The 19,186-nt window shown below is 42.2% G+C and carries 14 protein-coding genes; 9 read left to right on the top strand and 5 right to left on the bottom strand.

Features of this window, described 5'->3' with window-relative positions:
* Nucleotides 1-51: 51 nt before the first annotated feature.
* The gene (locus G8D99_RS08385; protein ID WP_166324404.1) at nt 52-1,275 is read right to left on the bottom strand and encodes a CaiB/BaiF CoA transferase family protein; all 1,224 of its coding nucleotides are present in this window, start codon (nt 1,273-1,275) and stop codon (nt 52-54) included.
* A 323-nt stretch (nt 1,276-1,598) separates the two neighbouring features.
* Here G8D99_RS08385 and G8D99_RS08380 point away from each other — a divergent pair, with 323 nt between their 5' ends.
* Nucleotides 1,599-2,873, top strand: coding sequence for an MFS transporter (locus G8D99_RS08380; protein WP_166324401.1), 1,275 nt, complete (start codon nt 1,599-1,601; stop codon nt 2,871-2,873).
* Nucleotides 2,874-2,904: 31 nt separating this feature from the next.
* On the opposite strand, the gene G8D99_RS08375 is transcribed toward G8D99_RS08380, so the two are convergent.
* Nucleotides 2,905-3,423 carry a MarR family winged helix-turn-helix transcriptional regulator gene (locus G8D99_RS08375; RefSeq protein WP_227554289.1) on the bottom strand — a complete coding sequence of 173 codons (519 nt, stop codon included), beginning with the start codon at nt 3,421-3,423 and terminating at the stop codon, nt 2,905-2,907.
* Nucleotides 3,424-3,677: 254 nt separating this feature from the next.
* Between G8D99_RS08375 and badH the strand changes: the two genes are divergently transcribed.
* The 5 genes from badH to G8D99_RS08350 all read left to right on the top strand — a co-directional run bounded on the left by badH (nt 3,678) and on the right by G8D99_RS08350 (nt 9,744).
* Nucleotides 3,678-4,445: a 2-hydroxycyclohexanecarboxyl-CoA dehydrogenase gene (gene badH / locus G8D99_RS08370; protein ID WP_166324395.1), complete on the top strand. Its 768-nt coding sequence runs from the start codon at nt 3,678-3,680 to the stop codon at nt 4,443-4,445.
* A gap of 110 nt (nt 4,446-4,555) precedes the next feature.
* Nucleotides 4,556-5,338, top strand: coding sequence for a 2-ketocyclohexanecarboxyl-CoA hydrolase (badI, locus tag G8D99_RS08365; protein ID WP_166324392.1), 783 nt, complete (start codon nt 4,556-4,558; stop codon nt 5,336-5,338).
* 11 nt (nt 5,339-5,349) lie between these two features.
* Nucleotides 5,350-6,507 (top strand): cyclohexanecarboxyl-CoA dehydrogenase, encoded by a 1,158-nt coding sequence (gene aliB, locus G8D99_RS08360; RefSeq protein WP_166324389.1) that lies wholly within the window; start codon nt 5,350-5,352, stop codon nt 6,505-6,507.
* A 71-nt stretch (nt 6,508-6,578) separates the two neighbouring features.
* Nucleotides 6,579-8,234 (top strand): cyclohexanecarboxylate-CoA ligase, encoded by a 1,656-nt coding sequence (aliA, locus tag G8D99_RS08355; RefSeq protein WP_166324386.1) that lies wholly within the window; start codon nt 6,579-6,581, stop codon nt 8,232-8,234.
* Between the two features lie 169 nt (nt 8,235-8,403).
* A complete protein-coding gene (locus tag G8D99_RS08350) occupies nt 8,404-9,744 on the top strand; it encodes a DcaP family trimeric outer membrane transporter (protein ID WP_166324383.1) in 1,341 nt (446 codons plus the stop codon).
* Nucleotides 9,745-9,902: 158 nt separating this feature from the next.
* On the opposite strand, the gene G8D99_RS08345 is transcribed toward G8D99_RS08350, so the two are convergent.
* The 3 genes from G8D99_RS08345 to G8D99_RS08335 all read right to left on the bottom strand — a co-directional run bounded on the left by G8D99_RS08345 (nt 9,903) and on the right by G8D99_RS08335 (nt 13,100).
* Nucleotides 9,903-11,114 (bottom strand): lactonase family protein, encoded by a 1,212-nt coding sequence (locus tag G8D99_RS08345; protein WP_166324380.1) that lies wholly within the window; start codon nt 11,112-11,114, stop codon nt 9,903-9,905.
* 414 nt (nt 11,115-11,528) lie between these two features.
* Nucleotides 11,529-12,509, bottom strand: coding sequence for an ABC transporter substrate-binding protein (locus tag G8D99_RS08340; RefSeq protein ID WP_166324377.1), 981 nt, complete (start codon nt 12,507-12,509; stop codon nt 11,529-11,531).
* Nucleotides 12,510-12,512: 3 nt separating this feature from the next.
* Nucleotides 12,513-13,100, bottom strand: coding sequence for an ANTAR domain-containing response regulator (locus tag G8D99_RS08335; protein WP_166324374.1), 588 nt, complete (start codon nt 13,098-13,100; stop codon nt 12,513-12,515).
* Between the two features lie 463 nt (nt 13,101-13,563).
* Between G8D99_RS08335 and G8D99_RS08330 the strand changes: the two genes are divergently transcribed.
* From G8D99_RS08330 to nirD, 3 genes are all read left to right on the top strand, one after another.
* Entirely contained in the window at nt 13,564-14,913 is a 1,350-nt protein-coding gene (locus tag G8D99_RS08330; RefSeq protein ID WP_166324371.1) for an MFS transporter, read from the top strand.
* Nucleotides 14,914-14,985: 72 nt separating this feature from the next.
* Nucleotides 14,986-17,532 carry a nitrite reductase large subunit NirB gene (gene nirB / locus G8D99_RS08325; protein WP_166324368.1) on the top strand — a complete coding sequence of 849 codons (2,547 nt, stop codon included), beginning with the start codon at nt 14,986-14,988 and terminating at the stop codon, nt 17,530-17,532.
* A gap of 24 nt (nt 17,533-17,556) precedes the next feature.
* Nucleotides 17,557-19,182 (top strand): nitrite reductase small subunit NirD, encoded by a 1,626-nt coding sequence (nirD, locus tag G8D99_RS08320; RefSeq protein ID WP_166324365.1) that lies wholly within the window; start codon nt 17,557-17,559, stop codon nt 19,180-19,182.
* Nucleotides 19,183-19,186: the final 4 nt, after the last annotated feature.

Below are 19,186 nucleotides of genomic sequence, written 5' to 3'. Positions count from 1 at the left end.
AAGGAACCATTTGGTTCCTTTTTTAATGCTAATCTAAGATGCGTTAAATGATTAACTTTGTTGAATAATTCCTTTGGACTTTAACTGTGCTAACTCTTCAGTTGAAAGAAATTTTCTCAGGATTTGATCGGTATCTTCGCCTAAGCAAGGCGGCGCTTTTTGATATTGCACTGGGGTTTTAGAGAGTTTGATGGGAGAGCCAATCGAACGGTAGTCTTTACGCAAAGTGTGGGGCATATCAATGACCATGTCACGGACAATGACTTGAGGTTCTTCAAGCGTTTGCTTTAAGTTATTAATCATACCGACAGGGACATTAACTGCATGGATTCGATCGACCCAAAATTCTGCAGCTTGGGTATAAAAATGCTGTTGTAAAAGATCTGTGATAATTTCACGATGAATCACACGACCGGCATTGGTTTCAAAACGTGAATCCTCTGCAAGATCAGCTCGTTCAATGCTGCGACATAGAGCTTTAAATTGTTGATCATTGCCACAGGCAATAATAAATTCCCCAGTTTTAGCTTTAAAGACTTGATAAGGCACAATATTGGCATGAGCATTACCAAATCTACCTGGAATGTTATCAGATGTAAGATAATTCATAGCCAATACAGATAATGAGGCGACTTGCGTATCCAATAGCGCCATATCGACGTGTTGACCTTCTCCAGTTTTTTCACGGGAGAGCAGTGCGGCTTGAATCGCAATTGCTGCATATAGACCTGTGGTTAAATCTGCAAAGGCGAGTCCCGCTTTTTGTGGTCCACCGCCAGGTAAATCATCTCGTTCACCGGTCACACTCATCATGCCACCCATGCCTTGAATGATAAAGTCATAACCCGGTTCCGCCGCTCTCGGACCGTGTTGGCCAAAACCTGTAATCGAACAATAAACCAGTTTGGGATTAAGTTGACTCAAGCTTTCATAATCCAAACCATATTTTTTAAGTGAACCTGCCTTATAGTTTTCGATTAATACATCACTTTCAATGACCATTTTTTGAATCAGGGCTTGACCCTCTGGGGTGGACAAATCGACAGCAACGGAATGTTTGCCACGATTCGCAGACAAATAATAAGCAGATTCACGTGTATCATTGCCTGCATTATCTTTGAGCCATGGGGGGCCCCATTTACGCGTGTCATCTCCATGTTGCGGCTTTTCAATTTTAATTACTTCAGCACCCAAGTCCGCCAAAATTTGACTACACCAAGGCCCTGCCAAAATACGACTTAAATCCAATACCCGATAACCTGTTAATGCACCCATTTCACACTCCATGTTGTTTATTGTTCTGACTTCTCACTGAATTTTTTGTTTAGCAATTCAGTTTGAAGATTATAGGTCTAAATGATTGTAAATTTCATTATACAAAATAAAATATCAAAAAATGTTGAATTCTTATACATGAATGCGTAGTCTGACTATAAAAATTGAATCAACTAAGGAGAAATTGAAAGACAATATCTAAAAAGATAGGTCATTTAACTTAAGTACATATCAACAGTAAGGGTAATAAATTTTATTCTACGGAGCAGAATAAAATTTTGTCATACAAAACAAATAGAATGAATGAGAAGGATTTTTACCTTATGTCAGATACATTAACTGCTGCACTCAATAAGATTCAGCCCACCACCAAAACCACACAAAAGATTGCATTTATTTTCGCCTTTATCGCTTTACTGGTCGATGGTGCCGATATGCTGTTGCTCTCATTTAGCTTAAACAGCTTAAAAGCCGAGTTTGGTTTGAGTAATTTACAAGCGGGTGCGCTCGGCAGTTTTACTTTAGCAGGAATGGCTGTGGGTGGTTTTATGGGAGGCTGGGCGTGTGATCGGCTTGGTCGTGTAAAAACCGTCGTTATCTCAATTTTAGTTTTCTCAATACTGACTGCAGCATTGGGCTTTACACAAAATTTTGAACAATTTGCAGTTTTAAGATTCTTATCTGCTTTTGGGATTGGTTCACTTTATATTGCAGCCAATACTTTAATGGCTGAATATGTACCGACTGAATATCGCACCACAGTACTTGGCACACTCCAAGCCGGTTGGACCGTGGGTTACATTGTAGCGACATTGCTTGCAGGGTGGATCATTCCTGAGCATGGTTGGCGTATGCTTTTCTTCGTTGCGATTATTCCTTCGGTATTGGCGCTGTTTATACAAAAATTAGTGCCTGAACCTGAGTCATGGCAACGTGCACGACTCATGCGTCTACATGCACCTGAGCAATTCACGACCACTACGGTTGAAAAGAAAAGCACCTTTAAAACGATTTTTGCTGAACCTGCCAACCGCCGTATGTTTATGTTATGGATTTTAACTGCAGGTTTCCTACAGTTCGGCTATTACGGTGTCAATAACTGGATGCCAGCATACCTAGAGTCAGAACTGCATATGAATTTTAAATCCATGGCAGGCTATATGATCGGGACGTATGTGGCGATGATTTTTGGCAAAGTTCTTGCGGGGTATGCAGCAGATCGTTTAGGACGACGTTTTGTCTTTGCTTTTGGTGCAATCGGAACGGCTATTTTTTTACCGATTATTGTGTTGTTTAACAGCCCAGATAATATTGCTTATTTATTGATTTTCTTTGGCTTCTTGTATGGCATTCCTTATGCCATTAATGCGACCTATATGACTGAAAGCTTTGCGACTTCAATTCGGGGTACAGCTGTGGGTGGTGCATATAATGCAGGACGTATTGGTGCCATGTTTGCACCTGCCATTATTGGGGCAGCAGCAAGTGGAGGATCAATTGGTTTAGGTTTCCTAATTATGGGGGGTGCTTACTTCTTATGTGGTGCTGTTTCAGGTTTATTTATTAAAGATAAACAATACGACCCACAACAAGCTTAAACCAAAATAGGATGAGGTGATCAACCTCATCCTATTGATTGCAATTATTTAATACACTTGGGTATTCCACTTTTGCTGAGTGAATTGAAATCTGTTCTAGACCTGAGTGGACTTTATTGAGTAGATGCACCAAGCTGATTAAATCATCAAAAGCTAAATCACTTAATGCCTGCTGATAAAAAATAGAAATATTGTCTTGTAAATCTTGCCATAACTGCTGTCCCTGAGTAGACAATGACACGATTTTAGAACGACGATCATCCAGATTAATTCGCCTTTGCACCAGTTGATCTCGCTCAAGTCGTTTTAAAACACCATCTAAATTTTGACGACTGACTTGTAGGTATTCAGTCAAATCTGAAAAAACCATACCGTTTTCAACATGTGATCGAGCGAGTGCGCCAAGTACCGCCCAATGAATAGAAGATAACCCAAGCTCATTTAAGCACTGGCGATCAAGACGATTACTGACTTGAAAAAGACGAAAAAATAATCGGTTGTGTACCTGATATAACGCCTGTCGATCATGTACCGAACCTTTTTTATGCATAGAAAACTTTACCTTGATCGATTGAATTGAAATGTGATTTAAATTAATTAAGTTCATGAAAAAGCTAAGGAGATTTAAAATTTATGTCAAGTTCTTTCTAATTTAATTTTATAATGTATTGAATTTTAATAACTAAAAATAATTTATAAAAATATTAGGTAAATATGTTGACATAAATTCAGCTTAAAATTATGCTGATTCTAGATGCTCAATAACAATGACCTAGAGCCGTAAAAATAAGGATATGTACAACAATGAAAGGACTGCACAATAAAGTGGTAATCGTAACCGGTGGCGCAGGTGGTATTGGATCTGCAACCTGTCGTCGTTTGGCAGCAGAAGGTGCCAAAGTGGCGATATTTGATATGAATCTTGAAGCAGCAAATAAGATTGCAGATGAAATCAAAGCCCAAAATGGTCAAGCTATAGTGATCAAATGTGACATTACTCAACACGATGTGGTCAACCAAGCGGTTGCACAAGTGGAATCTGAATTGGGTCCGATCGATGGTTTAGTTAATAACGCGGGTTTTGATATTTTCAAACCTTTTGTGAAATCTGAACCGCAAGAATGGGAAAAACTGATTCAAATCAACTTGGTCGGTATGTTAAATATGCACCATGCAGTTCTTAAAGGCATGGTGGAACGTAAAGCTGGACGCATTGTCAATATTGCCTCCGACGCTGCACGTGTCGGCTCTTCTGGTGAAGCGGTATATGCAGCGTGCAAAGGTGGGTTGCTGTCTTTTTCTAAAACTTTAGCGCGTGAACATTCTCGTCATAACATTACGGTTAATGTGGTTTGCCCAGGTCCTACAGATACTGCACTTTTGGCACAAGTCACAGATGGTGCAGCCAACCCTGAAAAATTACGTGAAGCCTTTGTCAAAGCGATTCCATTGGGTCGTTTAGGTCAGCCTGATGACTTGGCCTCTTCGATTGCTTTTTTCTTAAGTGATGACTCAAGTTTCATCACCGGTCAGGTACTAAGCGTATCTGGCGGTTTAACCATGAATGGTTAATTGAGATTAAAAAAAATTAAAAAGCATTAAACCAGAAGTTTGGTGCAGAAAAAACACATGAAATGTAGGCTCAATGACCTGAGCGAAAACACATAAAAGGATGTAGCAAAATGAATTTTGAAGATATTTTATATGAAGTTAAAAATGGCGTGGCATGGATCACGATTAACCGCCCAGAAAAAATGAATGCTTTCCGTGGTACCACCTGTGATGAACTGATCAAAGCCCTAAACAAAGCCGGCTATGACCGTGAAGTCGGTGCAATCGTGCTTGCCGGTGCAGGTGACCGTGCATTCTGTACCGGGGGTGACCAATCTGCACATGATGGTAATTACGATGGTCGTGGCACGATTGGTCTGCCGATGGAAGAACTACATGCTGCCATTCGTGATGTGCCGAAACCGGTGATTGCACGTGTGCAAGGTTTTGCAATTGGTGGCGGTAATGTTTTAGCGACCATCTGCGATCTTACCATCTGTTCTGAAAATGCGGTATTTGGTCAAGTGGGTCCAAAAATGGGTTCAGTCGATCCCGGCTTTGGTACAGCGTATTTAGCACGTGTCGTGGGTGAAAAGAAAGCCCGTGAAATTTGGTATTTATGCCGTCGCTATAAAGGTCAAGAAGCGGTGGATATTGGTTTAGCCAACAAATGTGTGCCCGCAGATCAACTTGATGCTGAAGTACAAGCTTGGGCGGAAGAAATTTGTGAAAAAAGCCCAACCGCGATTGCGATTGCAAAACGTAGTTTCAATATGGACACCGCACACCAAGCTGGTATTGCAGGCATGGGCATGTATGCGTTGAAACTGTATTACGACACGGAAGAATCGCGTGAAGGCGTCAATGCGCTGAAAGAAAAACGTAAACCTGAATTCCGTAAATTCTTTAAATAAGGAGTCAAAACATGTCAAAAAATCCTTATATCAATGAAGATTTAGAATTCTTGGCGGAAACTGCAGAAAAATTCGCACAGAAATATGTGGCTCCAGGCTTCTTAGCACGTGATCAAAGTCGTGTCTTTGACCGAGATTTAGTCAAAAAGATGGGCGAAATGGGCTTTATTGCTCCAGAACTGCCTGAGCAATATGGTGGGCAAGGATTAGGACGCTTGGCAGCAGGCGTGATTCATGAAGCGATAGCTAAAGCAGATTTGAGTTTTTCCTATATCAATTTGCTTGCATCTTTAAATGGTCAAATTTTGGCAGAACATGGTCAGCCTGAAGTGGTTGAACCATGGCTAAAAAAACTCACCGCAGGTGAAGTGATTTTCTCCATTGCATTAACAGAACCGCGTGGTGGCTCTGATGCAGCAAACCTGCGTTTAAAAATCGAACGTGATGGTGATGAGTACGTCATGAATGGCGAAAAAACCTCGATTTCTGCCGCAGATCAAGCCGATGCTTCGGTGGTATTTGGACGTACAGGTGCCAATGAAGATGGCGCACATGGCGTGACTGCTTTATTGGTGCCGATGAATTTACCGGGCATTAGCACCACACGTTTTGACTGTCATGGGCAACGTGCCATCGGACGCGGATCGATCTTCTTTGATAATGTGCGTGTGCCAGTTAACCATCGCTTAGGTGATGAAAACAAAGGCTTCGTACAAGTGATGCAAGGTTTTGACTTTTCCCGTGCCTTGATTGGTTTACAAGTCTTGGCAGTTGCACGTGTCAGCTTAGATGAAGCATGGGCGTATGCGGCAGAACGTCAAGCCTTTGGTCAACCGCTCACCGCATTTCAAGGCGTGTCACATCCTTTGGCAGACTATGAAACCCAAGTCGAAGCAGCACGCCTATTGTGCTTACAGACCTTGTGGCTCAAAGACAATCATCTGCCACATACCTCAGAAGCGGGTATGTGTAAATGGTGGGGGCCGAAGCTTGCCTATGACGTGATCCATCAATGCTTATTGACCTTTGGTCATGCAGGATATGACCGTGGAGTGATGGAACAGCGCATGCGTGATGTTTTAGGCTTCCAAATTGGTGATGGTACGGCGCAAATTATGAAAACCATCATTGCACGTCACAAAGTCGGACGTAAGTCTGTTCCGGCTTAAACTGAAATGGTGCTAAAAGCCTGATTTAGGATTAAAAAAACCCAAATATTATAAGAATAGGATGTCATGAAATGGAATTTGATGCGGTTCTGATTGCTCCCAGACGGGAGAAGATGCTGAAGGATGGATTCTGGTTAAACAAAACCGTGATTGGATCACTGCGTTCAGCAGTGCAACACAATCCAGATAAAGTCGGCTTGGTCAGTTTTAGAACAGAAACCAAGACAGAGCAAAGTTTCACTTATCGGCAGATCTGGGATACCACCAATAAAATTGCCTTGGGTTTAAAGCAATTGGGTGTGGTCAAAAATGATGTAGTGTCTTGCCAATTGCCCAACTGGTGGGAGTTTACATTGCTTTATTTGGCATGTAGCCGTATTGGTGCAGTGCTGAACCCACTTATGCCGATTTTTCGAGAACGTGAACTAGAATTCATGTTGAAACATGGTGAATCTAAAGTTTTTGTGGTGCCTGAAAAATACCGTGGTTTTGACCATGAACAGTTGGCACATACCCTGAAAGCAAAACTGCCCACTTTAGAACATGTGATTGTGATCAATGGCAAAGCGGATAACAATTTTGACAAAGTCTTGGTCAATCATGCTTTAGAGCAAAATTCATCTGCAATTGCTGAGCTTGATCAATTTGAAGCACATCCGGATGATATTACCCAACTGATTTTTACCTCAGGCACAACCGGTGAACCTAAAGGCGTGATGCATACGGCAAATACACTGTATGCCAATATCGTGCCTTATGCAGAACGTTTGAATTTGAATAAAAATGATGTAGTGCTGATGGCGTCCCCAATGGCACATCAAACCGGCTTTATGTATGGCTTGATTATGCCGATTGAATTGAATGCTCAAGCGATTTTGCAAGATGTTTGGGATGTCAATCAAGCGATTGAATTGATTCATAAATACAAAGTCAGCTTCACCATGGCATCGACACCTTTCTTAAATGATTTATCCAATACAGTGGCCGAACAGAAAGAACAGGTCAGCTCACTGAAAACCTTCCTTTGCGCAGGTGCACCGATTCCCGGACCCTTAGTTCAAAAAGCCCGTGATGCTTTGGGTGTCAAAGTGATTTCAGCTTGGGGCATGACCGAATGTGGTGCTATTACGACCACTTTAATCAGTGATGATGATGAACGTTCATTTAACACTGATGGCATCGGTTTACCCGGGGTTGAAATCAAAATCGTCGATAAAGCAGGTAATATTAAAGCCCATGGTGAAGCAGGTCGTTTAATGATTCGTGCCTGTTCAAGTTTTGGTGGATATTTGAAACGCCCACATCTGAACGACACCGATGCTGAGGATTGGTTTGATACTGGGGACATTGCCTATCAAGATGAGCAAGGTTATATCCGTATTTGCGGGCGTAAAAAAGATGTGATTATTCGGGGCGGGGAGAATATTCCTGTTGCTGAAATTGAATCCTTGCTCTATAAGCATCCCGATATTGCTGTAGTGGCACTAGTGGCATACCCCGATGAGCGCTTAGGTGAACGGGCATGTGCCATTGTGAAACTCAAAGACAGTGCTCAAACACTTGAGTTGAGCAATATTAGCGATTTCCTCAAAACCCATAATTTAGCCATGCAATATATTCCTGAGCGTTTAGAAGTCTGGCAAGAAATTCCGATGACCCCTTCAGGTAAAATTCAGAAATTCAAACTCAGAGAAATCTTGGCGGAGTCATTAAAAACAGCAGGTTAACTTTAGGGGTGAAGTCTTTAGTCAGACTTCATCTTTTTTTTTATTTGTTATACCGCACATTTTCAAGTAAAACGTGTAAAAAAACAGAATCAAGCAACACGGTCATTGAAGACCCAATCATCAAAAGTGAATTTTCTTGTAAAAGAAATTCAAAAAAAGGACTTTAAAAATGAAAAAAAATGTCAGTTTCATTGCCAAAAGCGTACTCAGTATCTCAATACTGATGGTGGCTTCATCTAGCTATGCACAAATGACTTTAGAGCAACAGGTCGCAAGCCTGCAAAAGCAAGTGCAAGAATTACAAGAGCTGATGAAGAAACAACAAAATACCAATGCTTCAATTCAGCAAGATTTACATGCTGTAGCGCAAACACCACCGCCGCCACCTCCACCAGTGGGTACGAAAAAAGAATGGAATAAATTCAGTACCAAGAATGGTGCTGAGCTTGAAATCTATGGGAATATTCGTGCTGATGCCAGTTACCAGTCCAAAGGTGCAGATACCATTTACAACAAAATCAGCGCACTGCCTTTAGAGGGAAGTGCAGATGTAAAGAAAAACTCTGACCGTTTCCAAAGTACTTTAAATGCCACTCGCTTGGGCTTTAATTTTAAAACCCCGATCATGGGTGAGCATGATTTGGGCGGTAAAGTCGAGATGGACTTTTTCGGCGGGACAGGGCGAGACACTTTCCGTATTCGTCATGCCTTTATTACACTGGATCAATGGCTCATTGGTCAAACTTGGTCGAACTTTAATGCGATTGAAAACTATCCTGAAACAGTCGATGCGTCATTGTCTGTCGGTGGCTCACTGACCCGTGTACCCCAGATTAAATACAGCTATCCCGTGGATAAAAATCTAAACCTTGCAGTCAGTATTGAAGACCCGAAAGCCGAGACCATTACCACTACAGGGAATGAAACGGTAAAAACCGATCCTTATGCAAAATTAAAACTGCCATCACTGACAGGTCGCGTCAATTATCGCTTTGACAATGGTTCAGCGGTTTCAGGTCGTGCTTTCCTGACCCAAAAAGCAACCTCTTATGGCAAAGGCGATGAATTTTTAGCGTGGGGGATTGGTGCAGGCGGCAAGCTACAAATTTTGCCTAAAACACTGCTGCGTTTGGACTATAACCACATTAAAGGCGACACCAAAAATGTGCTGTGGACCAACTCTGCGTATGCACTGACCTTAAATGGTGATATGAAGCCGAATGAACTGGATACTATCGCCATTGGTGTGACTCAGCAATTCACCCCTAAAATTCGTGGGACTTTAGGTTTTGGTTATATGCGTGCCGATGACGACAATGATTTCTCAAAATTGGTCTATGCAGATGCAGCACAAAACAAACAATTGGCTGAAGGATGGATCAATATGTTCTACAACCCTTACAAACCACTCAATCTAGGCGTGGAATATATGTATGGTGAGCGTAAAACATTTGATAACCGCACCGGTGAAGACAATCGTGTCAATTTCACCGCGATTTATGATTTCTAAAGCTCTGCTTTGAGCCTCATGGTCTAATGTTTTTGTAAATAATCACCTAGGTGAAAGCCAGCCAATAAAAAAGACCAACACGTGTTGGTCTTTTTGATCTGATCTCAATTTATCTGAGTCGAGAAAATGAATCTCTCTCGACCTCAGAATAAAAAAGATTAACGATTGGTTGGGATGAATTTTACATCCGTCGGTAAACCAATTTGTAACGCAATTTGGGTTGGTTTTAATTTACCGGTTTTTAAGTCACGTTTGAATTGACTTACAGTATTACTAAATACATTCGCAACCACTAAGTATTCACCGGTTTCATCAATGTCAAAAGCACGTGGCTCAATACCACCACTTGGGTAACGATCGATCAGGGTTAATTTACCGGTTTTACTGTCAACTGAGTAAGCCACGATTTCATTGACTTTTTTACGGTTACCAACATAAAGGAATTTTTGGTCAGGGGAGAAGATTAAACCTGCACCACCTTTAGATTCAGCATCTACTTCTTCAGTCAAATTCTGAGTTTGAATCATTTTATAGGCATTGTATTCTTTTTTGAATACAATAACTTGTGCATCCATTTCAGTGGTTGCATACAAGTAGTTGCCATTTTTACTAAAAATCAAATGACGTGGACCGCTGCCTTCAGGGAATTGAAGGTCAAGCTCAGGTGCTGGTTTTAAAGGTTGTTTCGCATCAGCATCATAGTGATACGCTTTGATTAAATCACTGCCTAAATCTGCAACATATGCCACAGTACCATCTGGGCTAAATGTTGTAGAGTGTGCATGACCATCGGCTTGACGATCTGGAAGTGCTTGACTCCCTTTGATAAACGCGACTTTTTGAGCCAATTTACCTAAGCTACCGTCTTTCTTAATTGGGAAAACAGTCACGCCGGCATGATTTGGACGAGAAGAGTAGTTTGAGATCAACAAGAATTTGTTGTCAGGTGAAACCTCAGCATGGGTCGGTTGTTGACCATGACTTTTCACTTTATTCAACAGTTGTAAATCACCTGATTTGGTGAATTTTAATGCTGAAACTTGACCTTCTTTGTCACCATTGTCTTCATTGGTGGCATAAATGAATTGTTTGTTCTTCGAAAAAGCCAACCAAGACGGATTTGCAAGTTTAATCTGATTGATTGGAAGCATGGTTCCGTCAGCATTTAAACGGACACGGTAAATCCCTTGGCTGTTTAATACAGGTTTGAGTGCGCCTAAGCCATCAGGTACGCCACCTGTCCAAGTACCCACTAAAAATTCTTGTGAACTTGGTGCTGTTGTCGAAGAGTCTTTTTCAGCAGCATAGCTGTTTACGGCTAAACCCAAGCTAGTCATTAAACATAGCTGAATCAATTTAACGTTTTTCATTTTCAAGCCTAATGAATCTTAAAAAAAAGGAGATCAACAAGACGTGATCTCCATATAGATAGTTTGAATTGTATGCCTAATAAGACTTAGATTCAATTATTCGAAAAGACCAAAATCTATGTCTGTATAAAAACCCATCAATAAGCAATGGGTTTCAATGCTCTAATTCAGAAGCACAGCACAATGAAATCAATTTAGCTCACTCTGTTATTTAATAAATTATTTATTAAACATGTATTTAAAATACTTGTTTATATTTGTTCAGGATATCTGTGACTATTGCATAGTAAAATAATATTGAACAAAATGATCGAAATTATTTTTTATTAATTTTCAAATGGACTGCTTTTTTTGCCATATTACAGGGCAGATGCTGACCAATTAATCGATTTAAAGTCTAAGTTTTAAGTAAAATTATATTATACAAGATTGAGCGATCGCTTTGATTTTTTCAGCATCTAAATTTAAGTCATCCCAGTGATTCATTTGTTGCAGGATCCATTCAAAATGTTCGACTTGGGGGATGTGTTGCGTGCCAAAACAACGAATAATCTGCTGAATTTTATGATATGCCTGCACATGAATGCTTGCTGAACATGGAAAGCGAATAATGTTTAAGCCTTTTAAAAGTGCCCAGACTTCATCTAGATGCTGCAATGTGGCTAAATCGTGTTGAGCGCGTTGTATGGCATTTTGTAGGGCAGTTAAGGTATGCGGATGTAATTGTGCCCATTCTTGGGTTGTGGCGAGCACTTTGTCTGCAATATTGGGAATGATCTGCTGACTTTGCAAAATGATTTGGCTATGACCTTCAACTTCAGCTTGGATATTCCACGGCTCACCCACACAAAAACCATCAATCGTTTTTGCTGCAATGGCCTCGACCATATACGGTGGCGGCAGGGTCAAAAGCTGTAGATTTTTGGCAAAACTTTCATTCGCCAAAGCCAACCATTGTCTTAAGCTATAATGATGAATCGAGTGCTTAAACACATGTGCCAATGCGACACGTTGACCGGATTGAATGGCTTGCATCAGTTTAGAGGCTGAGATTTCGGGGCGATCTTGTTCAGAGATATGCCATTCATAGCAGTGCTTTTGACTCAGACTGACATAGGCACGATTGGTACTGAGGATCAAACCGGTTTGTAATGGAATGCTAATTTGATCTTCACCTAAGGCGGCGGCAGGCAACATGGCGGATAAACAATGGGCAGCATCCAATATGCCATAAGCCAAACGATCTCTTAGACTGGCCCAAGAGGCTTCTTTCACCAAAGTGACATTTAAGCCTTCATCTTGAAAATAATGTTGATGATGCGCCCAGAGCAGCGCAACACTGTCTAATAGTGGAATATATCCCAGTTGAATTTCAGTTTTTTCAAGTTGAGGCATGGATTATTCCTTAAATTGAGCATTCAACAATGACTGTGCATCGAGCAAACGACGTGCCATCTCACCCATGGTCATGCGCTGACTCATGGCACTTTTACGTAACAGACTAAAGGCTTGTTGTTCTTGTATTTGGTGCATTTGCATCAGCAGGACTTTGGCTTTTTCAATGTCTTTACGATCAGCCAATTTGCATTTGGTTTCTTCTAAGTCCGAGACCAATTTACGATGTTTTTTAAATTGTTCAATGGCGATCTCGAGAATGCTATTTAATTTCGTCGGGTCAATCCCATCGACAATATAGGCCGTTACGCCGGCATCAATGGCATGTTTAATGGTCTCTTTGTGGCTGTTTTTCGTGAATAAAACCGTCGGTAGGTCAAATTGACTGACGCAACTCTCAATCACGTCACGCTGTGGATGATCCATATCCAGCAGAATCACATCGGCTTGAAGTTGCTGTAGATCTGTGCGATTTAAATGATCAATCATCACGCAAGCAACCACCTCGAACTGATGTTCGATAAGTGAGGTTTGGATAAAAGAAGCCCGTTCAATATCATCATCAATCAGGGCAATTTTTAGGTTTGGCATAACTCAGCTCAGGGTTGCCTGATGGTGAACGGTAGACAGTAAGCAAAATAAGTGCCAAAGCATTCACAGAATAGAATTAATATTGATGTTAAAAAAGGATATTCACCGCATTCTATGTGCTATTGAAAGCAAAGCTGCACCATGCTGATGCACATTGCGCTGTTTATAGACACATTCAAAAAAATGACATGCTTGAGACTTTAATGAGGACCTGAATAAATTTTGAATTTTCAAAACTCAAAATTTCAAGATCGTTCCTCATTTGGCTAAGTCTTTAAAAATACATGACTAATAAAGAGTCATTAAAAGTTGGCACGTATTCTGCTTTATTCTAAACAAGTCAAAGACGACTTAATCAAATTTACTACAACGGCCAACGACGTCCGTTCTGATCGTGACTGATCTAACACACTAAGCTGTGCAGATCAGCCATATAGAGATGTTCAGTTCTGGAGTCGTGGTTATGTCTATACAGCGAGATGCTCGAAAAGCAACAAAAATTAATCTATTTAGCTTCTCTACAGGCGCAATGCGTGCCTTTCATTTAAGTTGGCTGGCATTCTTCGTGTGTTTCTTTGCTTGGTTTGCTTGTGCTCCCTTAATGCCAGTGATTGCAGGTGAATTTCATCTGACCAAAGATCAAATTGCCAATATTAATATTGCCGCCGTGGCGATTACCATTTTGGTTCGTTTGGCTGTTGGTCCTTTATGCGACAAATATGGACCACGCAAAACCTATACCGCGTTACTGATTATCGGCAGTATTCCGGTGTTTGGTGTGGCTTCTGCCAACAGTTATGAATCCTTTCTGTTTTTCCGCTTATTGATTGGTGCGATCGGTGCCAGTTTCGTGATTACCCAATACCACACCAGCATTATGTTTGCACCGAATGTAGTGGGCACAGCCAATGCCACCACTGCCGGTTGGGGCAATGCAGGCGGAGGTGCGACACAAGCTTTAATGCCATTGCTGCTTTCTGCGATTGTGATGTTTGGTGTCGAGCAAGCCATGGGTTGGCGTATTGCGTTGATTGTGCCGGGTGTGATGATGGTCATCGTGGGGCTGTTGTATTGGAAATGCACCCAAGACTGCCCACAAGGTAACTTTAAAGAACTCCGTGCCCAAGGGATTCAAGTCGGTTCAGATAAAAAAGGTGGTATGGCGATCTTGATGCATGCTGCAAAAAACTACCGTGTTTGGATTTTATTTGGTGCTTATGCGGCGTGTTTTGGGATTGAGATCTTTATTCATAACATTGTCGCGATGTACTACGTCGACAATTTCAAATTTGGTTTAAAAGAAGCCGGGATGGCAGCAGGAATCTTTGGTCTTCTTGCATTGTTTGCGCGTGCTTTGGGTGGGATTATTTCTGACAAAGTGGCGACTAAAAAAGGACTGGATGGTCGTACCAAAGTGCTGTTTAGTATGATTTTGCTCGAAGGCTTGTTTCTGATTTTATTTTCACAAATGAATACACCGATGCTTGCGATTTTAGTCATGACCGTATTTGCCTTATTCACCCATATGGCATGTGGTGCCACCTATGCGCTAGTGCCATTTATCGACCGTGATGCCTTAGGGGGTGTCGCAGGCATCATTGGTGCAGGTGGCAATCTCGGTGCTGTCGCAGCAGGTTTTTTACTCAAAGGTATGCTCGATATTCAAACCACACTCATGGTCTTGGGTGGTCTGGTGGTGATCGCGGCAAGTTGTGTCCTCATGATCCGCTTTTCAGTTGAACATAAAGAAAAAGAACAACGCTTGTTCGAACAGGCGGTGAATGAACGCAACATGGCTGAAGCACAACATTAAGTCGTGTCAAAGACACTTAAACACATCAATTGAACAAATAAATGCAGAAATAAAAAAGATGGGAGCAAGACCATGAAAATTGTGATGATTGGCCACGGTATGGTGGGTCACAAATTTATCGAAGCAGTATTGGAACATGCTGGTGATGAGGTTGAGATCACCATATTGGCAGAAGAACCACGTTTAGCCTATGACCGTGTACATTTAACTGAATACTTTAATGGCAAGTCTGTTAAAGATTTAACCTTGTGCCGTACAGACTTTGCCGATGCGTATGGTATTGATCTACGTTTAAAAACCAAAGCAACGCACATTAATCAAATCAATAAAACCGTAACCACTGATCAGGGTGATGTACTGCACTATGACAAACTGATTTTAGCCACAGGTTCGTATGCCTTTGTTCCCCCAATTCCGGGCAATGACCGTGAAAATTGTTTTGTTTACCGCACCATTGATCATTTAGATGCACTGAAACAAGCCAGTCTAAATGCGAAAACAGGCGTGGTGATTGGCGGAGGCTTATTGGGGCTTGAAGCAGCCAAAGCACTGCGTGATTTAAATCTTGAAACCCATGTGGTGGAGTTTGCCCCCCGGTTAATGGCAGTACAAATTGATGATTTGGGCGGTAAAGTGTTACGTACCAAAATCGAAAATCTAGGCGTGCATGTCCATACCCAAAAAGCCACTGCATCTATCGAAGATGGTGTATCCGCTAAACACGCAATGAAGTTTGCTGATGGATCTGAACTTGAAACCGACATTATCTTATTCAGTGCAGGGATTCGCCCCCGTGATGAATTAGCACGTCAAAGTGGATTAGCCATCGGTGAGAGGGGTGGCATTGTCATCAATGATTATTGCCAAACGTCGAATGCTGATATTTATGCGATTGGTGAATGTGCGCTTTGGGATAATAAAATTTTCGGTTTAGTGGCACCAGGTTACGATATGGCACGTATTGCAGCGAAACATGTCATGGAGCAAGCATGTAATGAATTTAGCGGTGCCGATATGAGCACCAAGCTGAAACTGATGGGTGTGGATGTGGCATCAGTTGGAGATGCACATGCCATGACGCCGAATGCGCTGAGCTATTTTTATGCCGATGAAGCCGCACAAGTTTATAAAAAAATTGTGGTGGATCAAGAAAAAACTAAGCTACTCGGTGCAGTATTGGTCGGGTGTGCCAAGGAATACAATGATCTGTTGCAAATGATGTTGAATGGCTTGGCGCTGCCTGAGAACCCAGAAAGTTTAATCATGCCGGGCTTTGAGCAAGCCCATGCCCAAGCCGGGGGCAGTGGTGTGGATTTGTTACCAGAGAGCGCCACGATCTGTTCATGTAACAACGTGTCTAAAGCCGATATTTGCTCCGCGATTGCAGAAGGCTCAACCTCATTGGGAGCAATAAAAAAATGTACCAAAGCAGCCACTGCATGTGGGGGTTGTGCACCACTCGTCACCCAAGTACTCAAAGCTGAATTACAACGCCAAGGGGTCACTGTAAATAACCATCTCTGCGAGCACTTTGCTTACTCACGTCAAGAGCTGTATCACTTGGTTCGTGTCCATAAAATTAAAACCTTTGATGACTTGATCGAACAACATGGTCATGGACTCGGCTGTGATATCTGTAAGCCGACGATTGCCAATATTTTGGCATCTTGTTGGAATGATTTTGTGCTTAAACCGAGCCATGCAGGACTACAAGACAGTAATGACTATTACCTTGGAAATATTCAAAAAGATGGATCGTACTCGGTTGTGCCGCGTATGGCAGGCGGTGAAGTCACGCCAGATGGACTGATCGCCATCGGTCAAATCGCCAAAGCGTATGGACTTTATACCAAACTCACTGGTGGACAACGTGTCGATATGTTTGGTGCACAAGTGCATCAACTGCCTGAAATTTGGCAAAAGCTGATCGATGCAGGTTTCGAGTCGGGACATGCCTATGGTAAGTCTCTACGCACGGTGAAATCTTGTGTCGGCAGTACCTGGTGTCGTTATGGCGTAGATGATTCAGTCGGTTTAGCCATTTATTTAGAGAATCGCTACAAGGGCTTACGTTCACCGCATAAACTCAAAATGGCAGTATCGGGCTGTACTCGTGAATGTGCAGAAGCTCAAAGTAAAGATGTCGGAGTGATTGCCACTGAAAAAGGCTGGAACCTCTATGTCTGCGGCAATGGAGGCATGAAACCACGCCACGCAGAATTGTTGGCATCAGACCTCGATACACAAACGCTGGTCAAATATATCGACCGTTTCTTTATGTTCTATATCCAAACGGCTGATCGTTTACAACGAACCTCGGTATGGCGTGACAACATGGAAGGTGGACTCGATTATCTCAAAGATGTGATTGTGCATGATTCACTCGGAATTGCACAGGAATTGGAACACCGTATGCAACATGTGGTCGGCACGTATCAAGATGAATGGCGTACCGCCATTGAAGACCCTGAAGTGCGTAAACGCTTTAAGACATTTATCAATGCCAAAGCGGAACAACAACAGGACCCACATATTCAGTTTACCGCTGTTCGTGGACAAATTCGTCCTAAAAATGAAGCAGAACGAAATGCCAATCGTATACCGGTGGTAGAAGCCTAATCGAAGCTTTCAAGGAGAACAGAAATGACAATTTTAAAAGACATGAATGAATTGGATTGGGTCGAAATATGCAATTTAGATGACATTACACCCAATACAGGTGTGGGTGCATGGATTGAAGATCAACACATTGCGATTTTTCGGGTGGGTCAGGAACAACGGGTTTACGCTTTAAGTAACCAAGATCCCTTTAGCCAAGCTTATGTGATGTCCCGCGGTATTGTGGGAGATGTACAAGGTGAACGTGTGGTGGCATCGCCGATGTATAAACAAAATTTTAGTCTGGCTACAGGGCGTTGTTTAGAAGATAAAGACCAAAAGCTATTGGTCTTTCCAAGTAAAATTGAACAGGGAAAAATTTTTGTCAGTCCTACACCTCAAAAAACCTATATCACCAATAACGCAAGCAGTCCGGAAAAAATGAAATTGGTCTTGATCGGCAATGGTTTAGCAGGAATGCGTTGCCTCGAAGATTTGTTGGATATGGCACCGGATCGTTATGAGATTACGGTGATTGGTGAAGAGCCATGGGGCAATTACAACCGCATTATGTTGTCGCCTGTGTTATCGGGTGAAAAAAGCATACAGGACATTATGCTGCACCCACATGATTGGTACGCTGACAAAGGCATCCGTTTGATTGCAGGTGATCCTGCGGTACGTATTGACCGCCCACGAAAACAGATCTACACCGAACAAGGCGCTGTGGTGGAATATGACCGCTTAATTCTAGCGACAGGGTCTAAACCTTTTGTACCTCCGATTCCAGGTGCAGATTTAAACGGGGCGATGAGCTTCCGTGATATCAATGATGTTAACCGCATGTTGGAATATGCGGTATCACACCAACATGCTGTGGTGATTGGTGGGGGCTTACTTGGACTAGAGGCTGCCTATGGACTTAAACAGCGTGGCATGAACGTCACGGTGCTGCATCTGACGGACCGTATTATGGAACGACAGTTAGATGCGAAAGCCAGTCAGATGTTGCGACATTCAATTGAGACCAAAGGCATTCAGATTATCACCGAAGCCAATACAAAATGTTTAATCGGTGAATCGGGACAGGTGCGTCAAATTTGTTTAACCGATGGTCGGGTTTTAAAGGCAGATTTGGTGGTCTTTGCGGTCGGTATTCGTCCGAATATTACCCTCGCACAAAGCGCTGGGCTACGCTGTCATCGAGGAATATTGGTGAATGACACCATGCAAACCTATGACCCGAGTATTTATGCTGTAGGTGAATGTATTGAACATCGGGGACAAACGTTTGGTTTGGTTGAGCCTTTATGGGGACAAGCCTTTATTTGTGCATCGCATTTGGCTGAACATGGCAGTTTGACCTTCAAAGCCCCGACAGTGCCGACCCAATTAAAAGTCAGTGGCTGTGATGTATTTTCAGCAGGCAGCATAGAGATCAATACGGATACCAATGACATGCCGTTTGAAGACATTCTTTTAAATGATGAAAAACGTCAGATTTATAAGCGAATCATTATTCAACAGGATAGAGTCGTGGGTGCGGTTTTGTTTGGCGATACCGAAGATGGTGCTTGGTATGCAGAGTTGATTGCCGATCAGACCCCCATCTCTTCTATTCGAAACAAACTGCTGTTTGGTAAAGATTTTGCATTAAAGAAAGCGGGTTAATGAA

This window comes from Acinetobacter lanii, assembly GCF_011578285.1.
Lineage (GTDB): Bacteria > Pseudomonadota > Gammaproteobacteria > Pseudomonadales > Moraxellaceae > Acinetobacter > Acinetobacter lanii.
The sequence above is the reverse complement of the archived record's forward strand: the minus strand, read 5'-3'. Positions and strand labels throughout refer to the sequence as shown.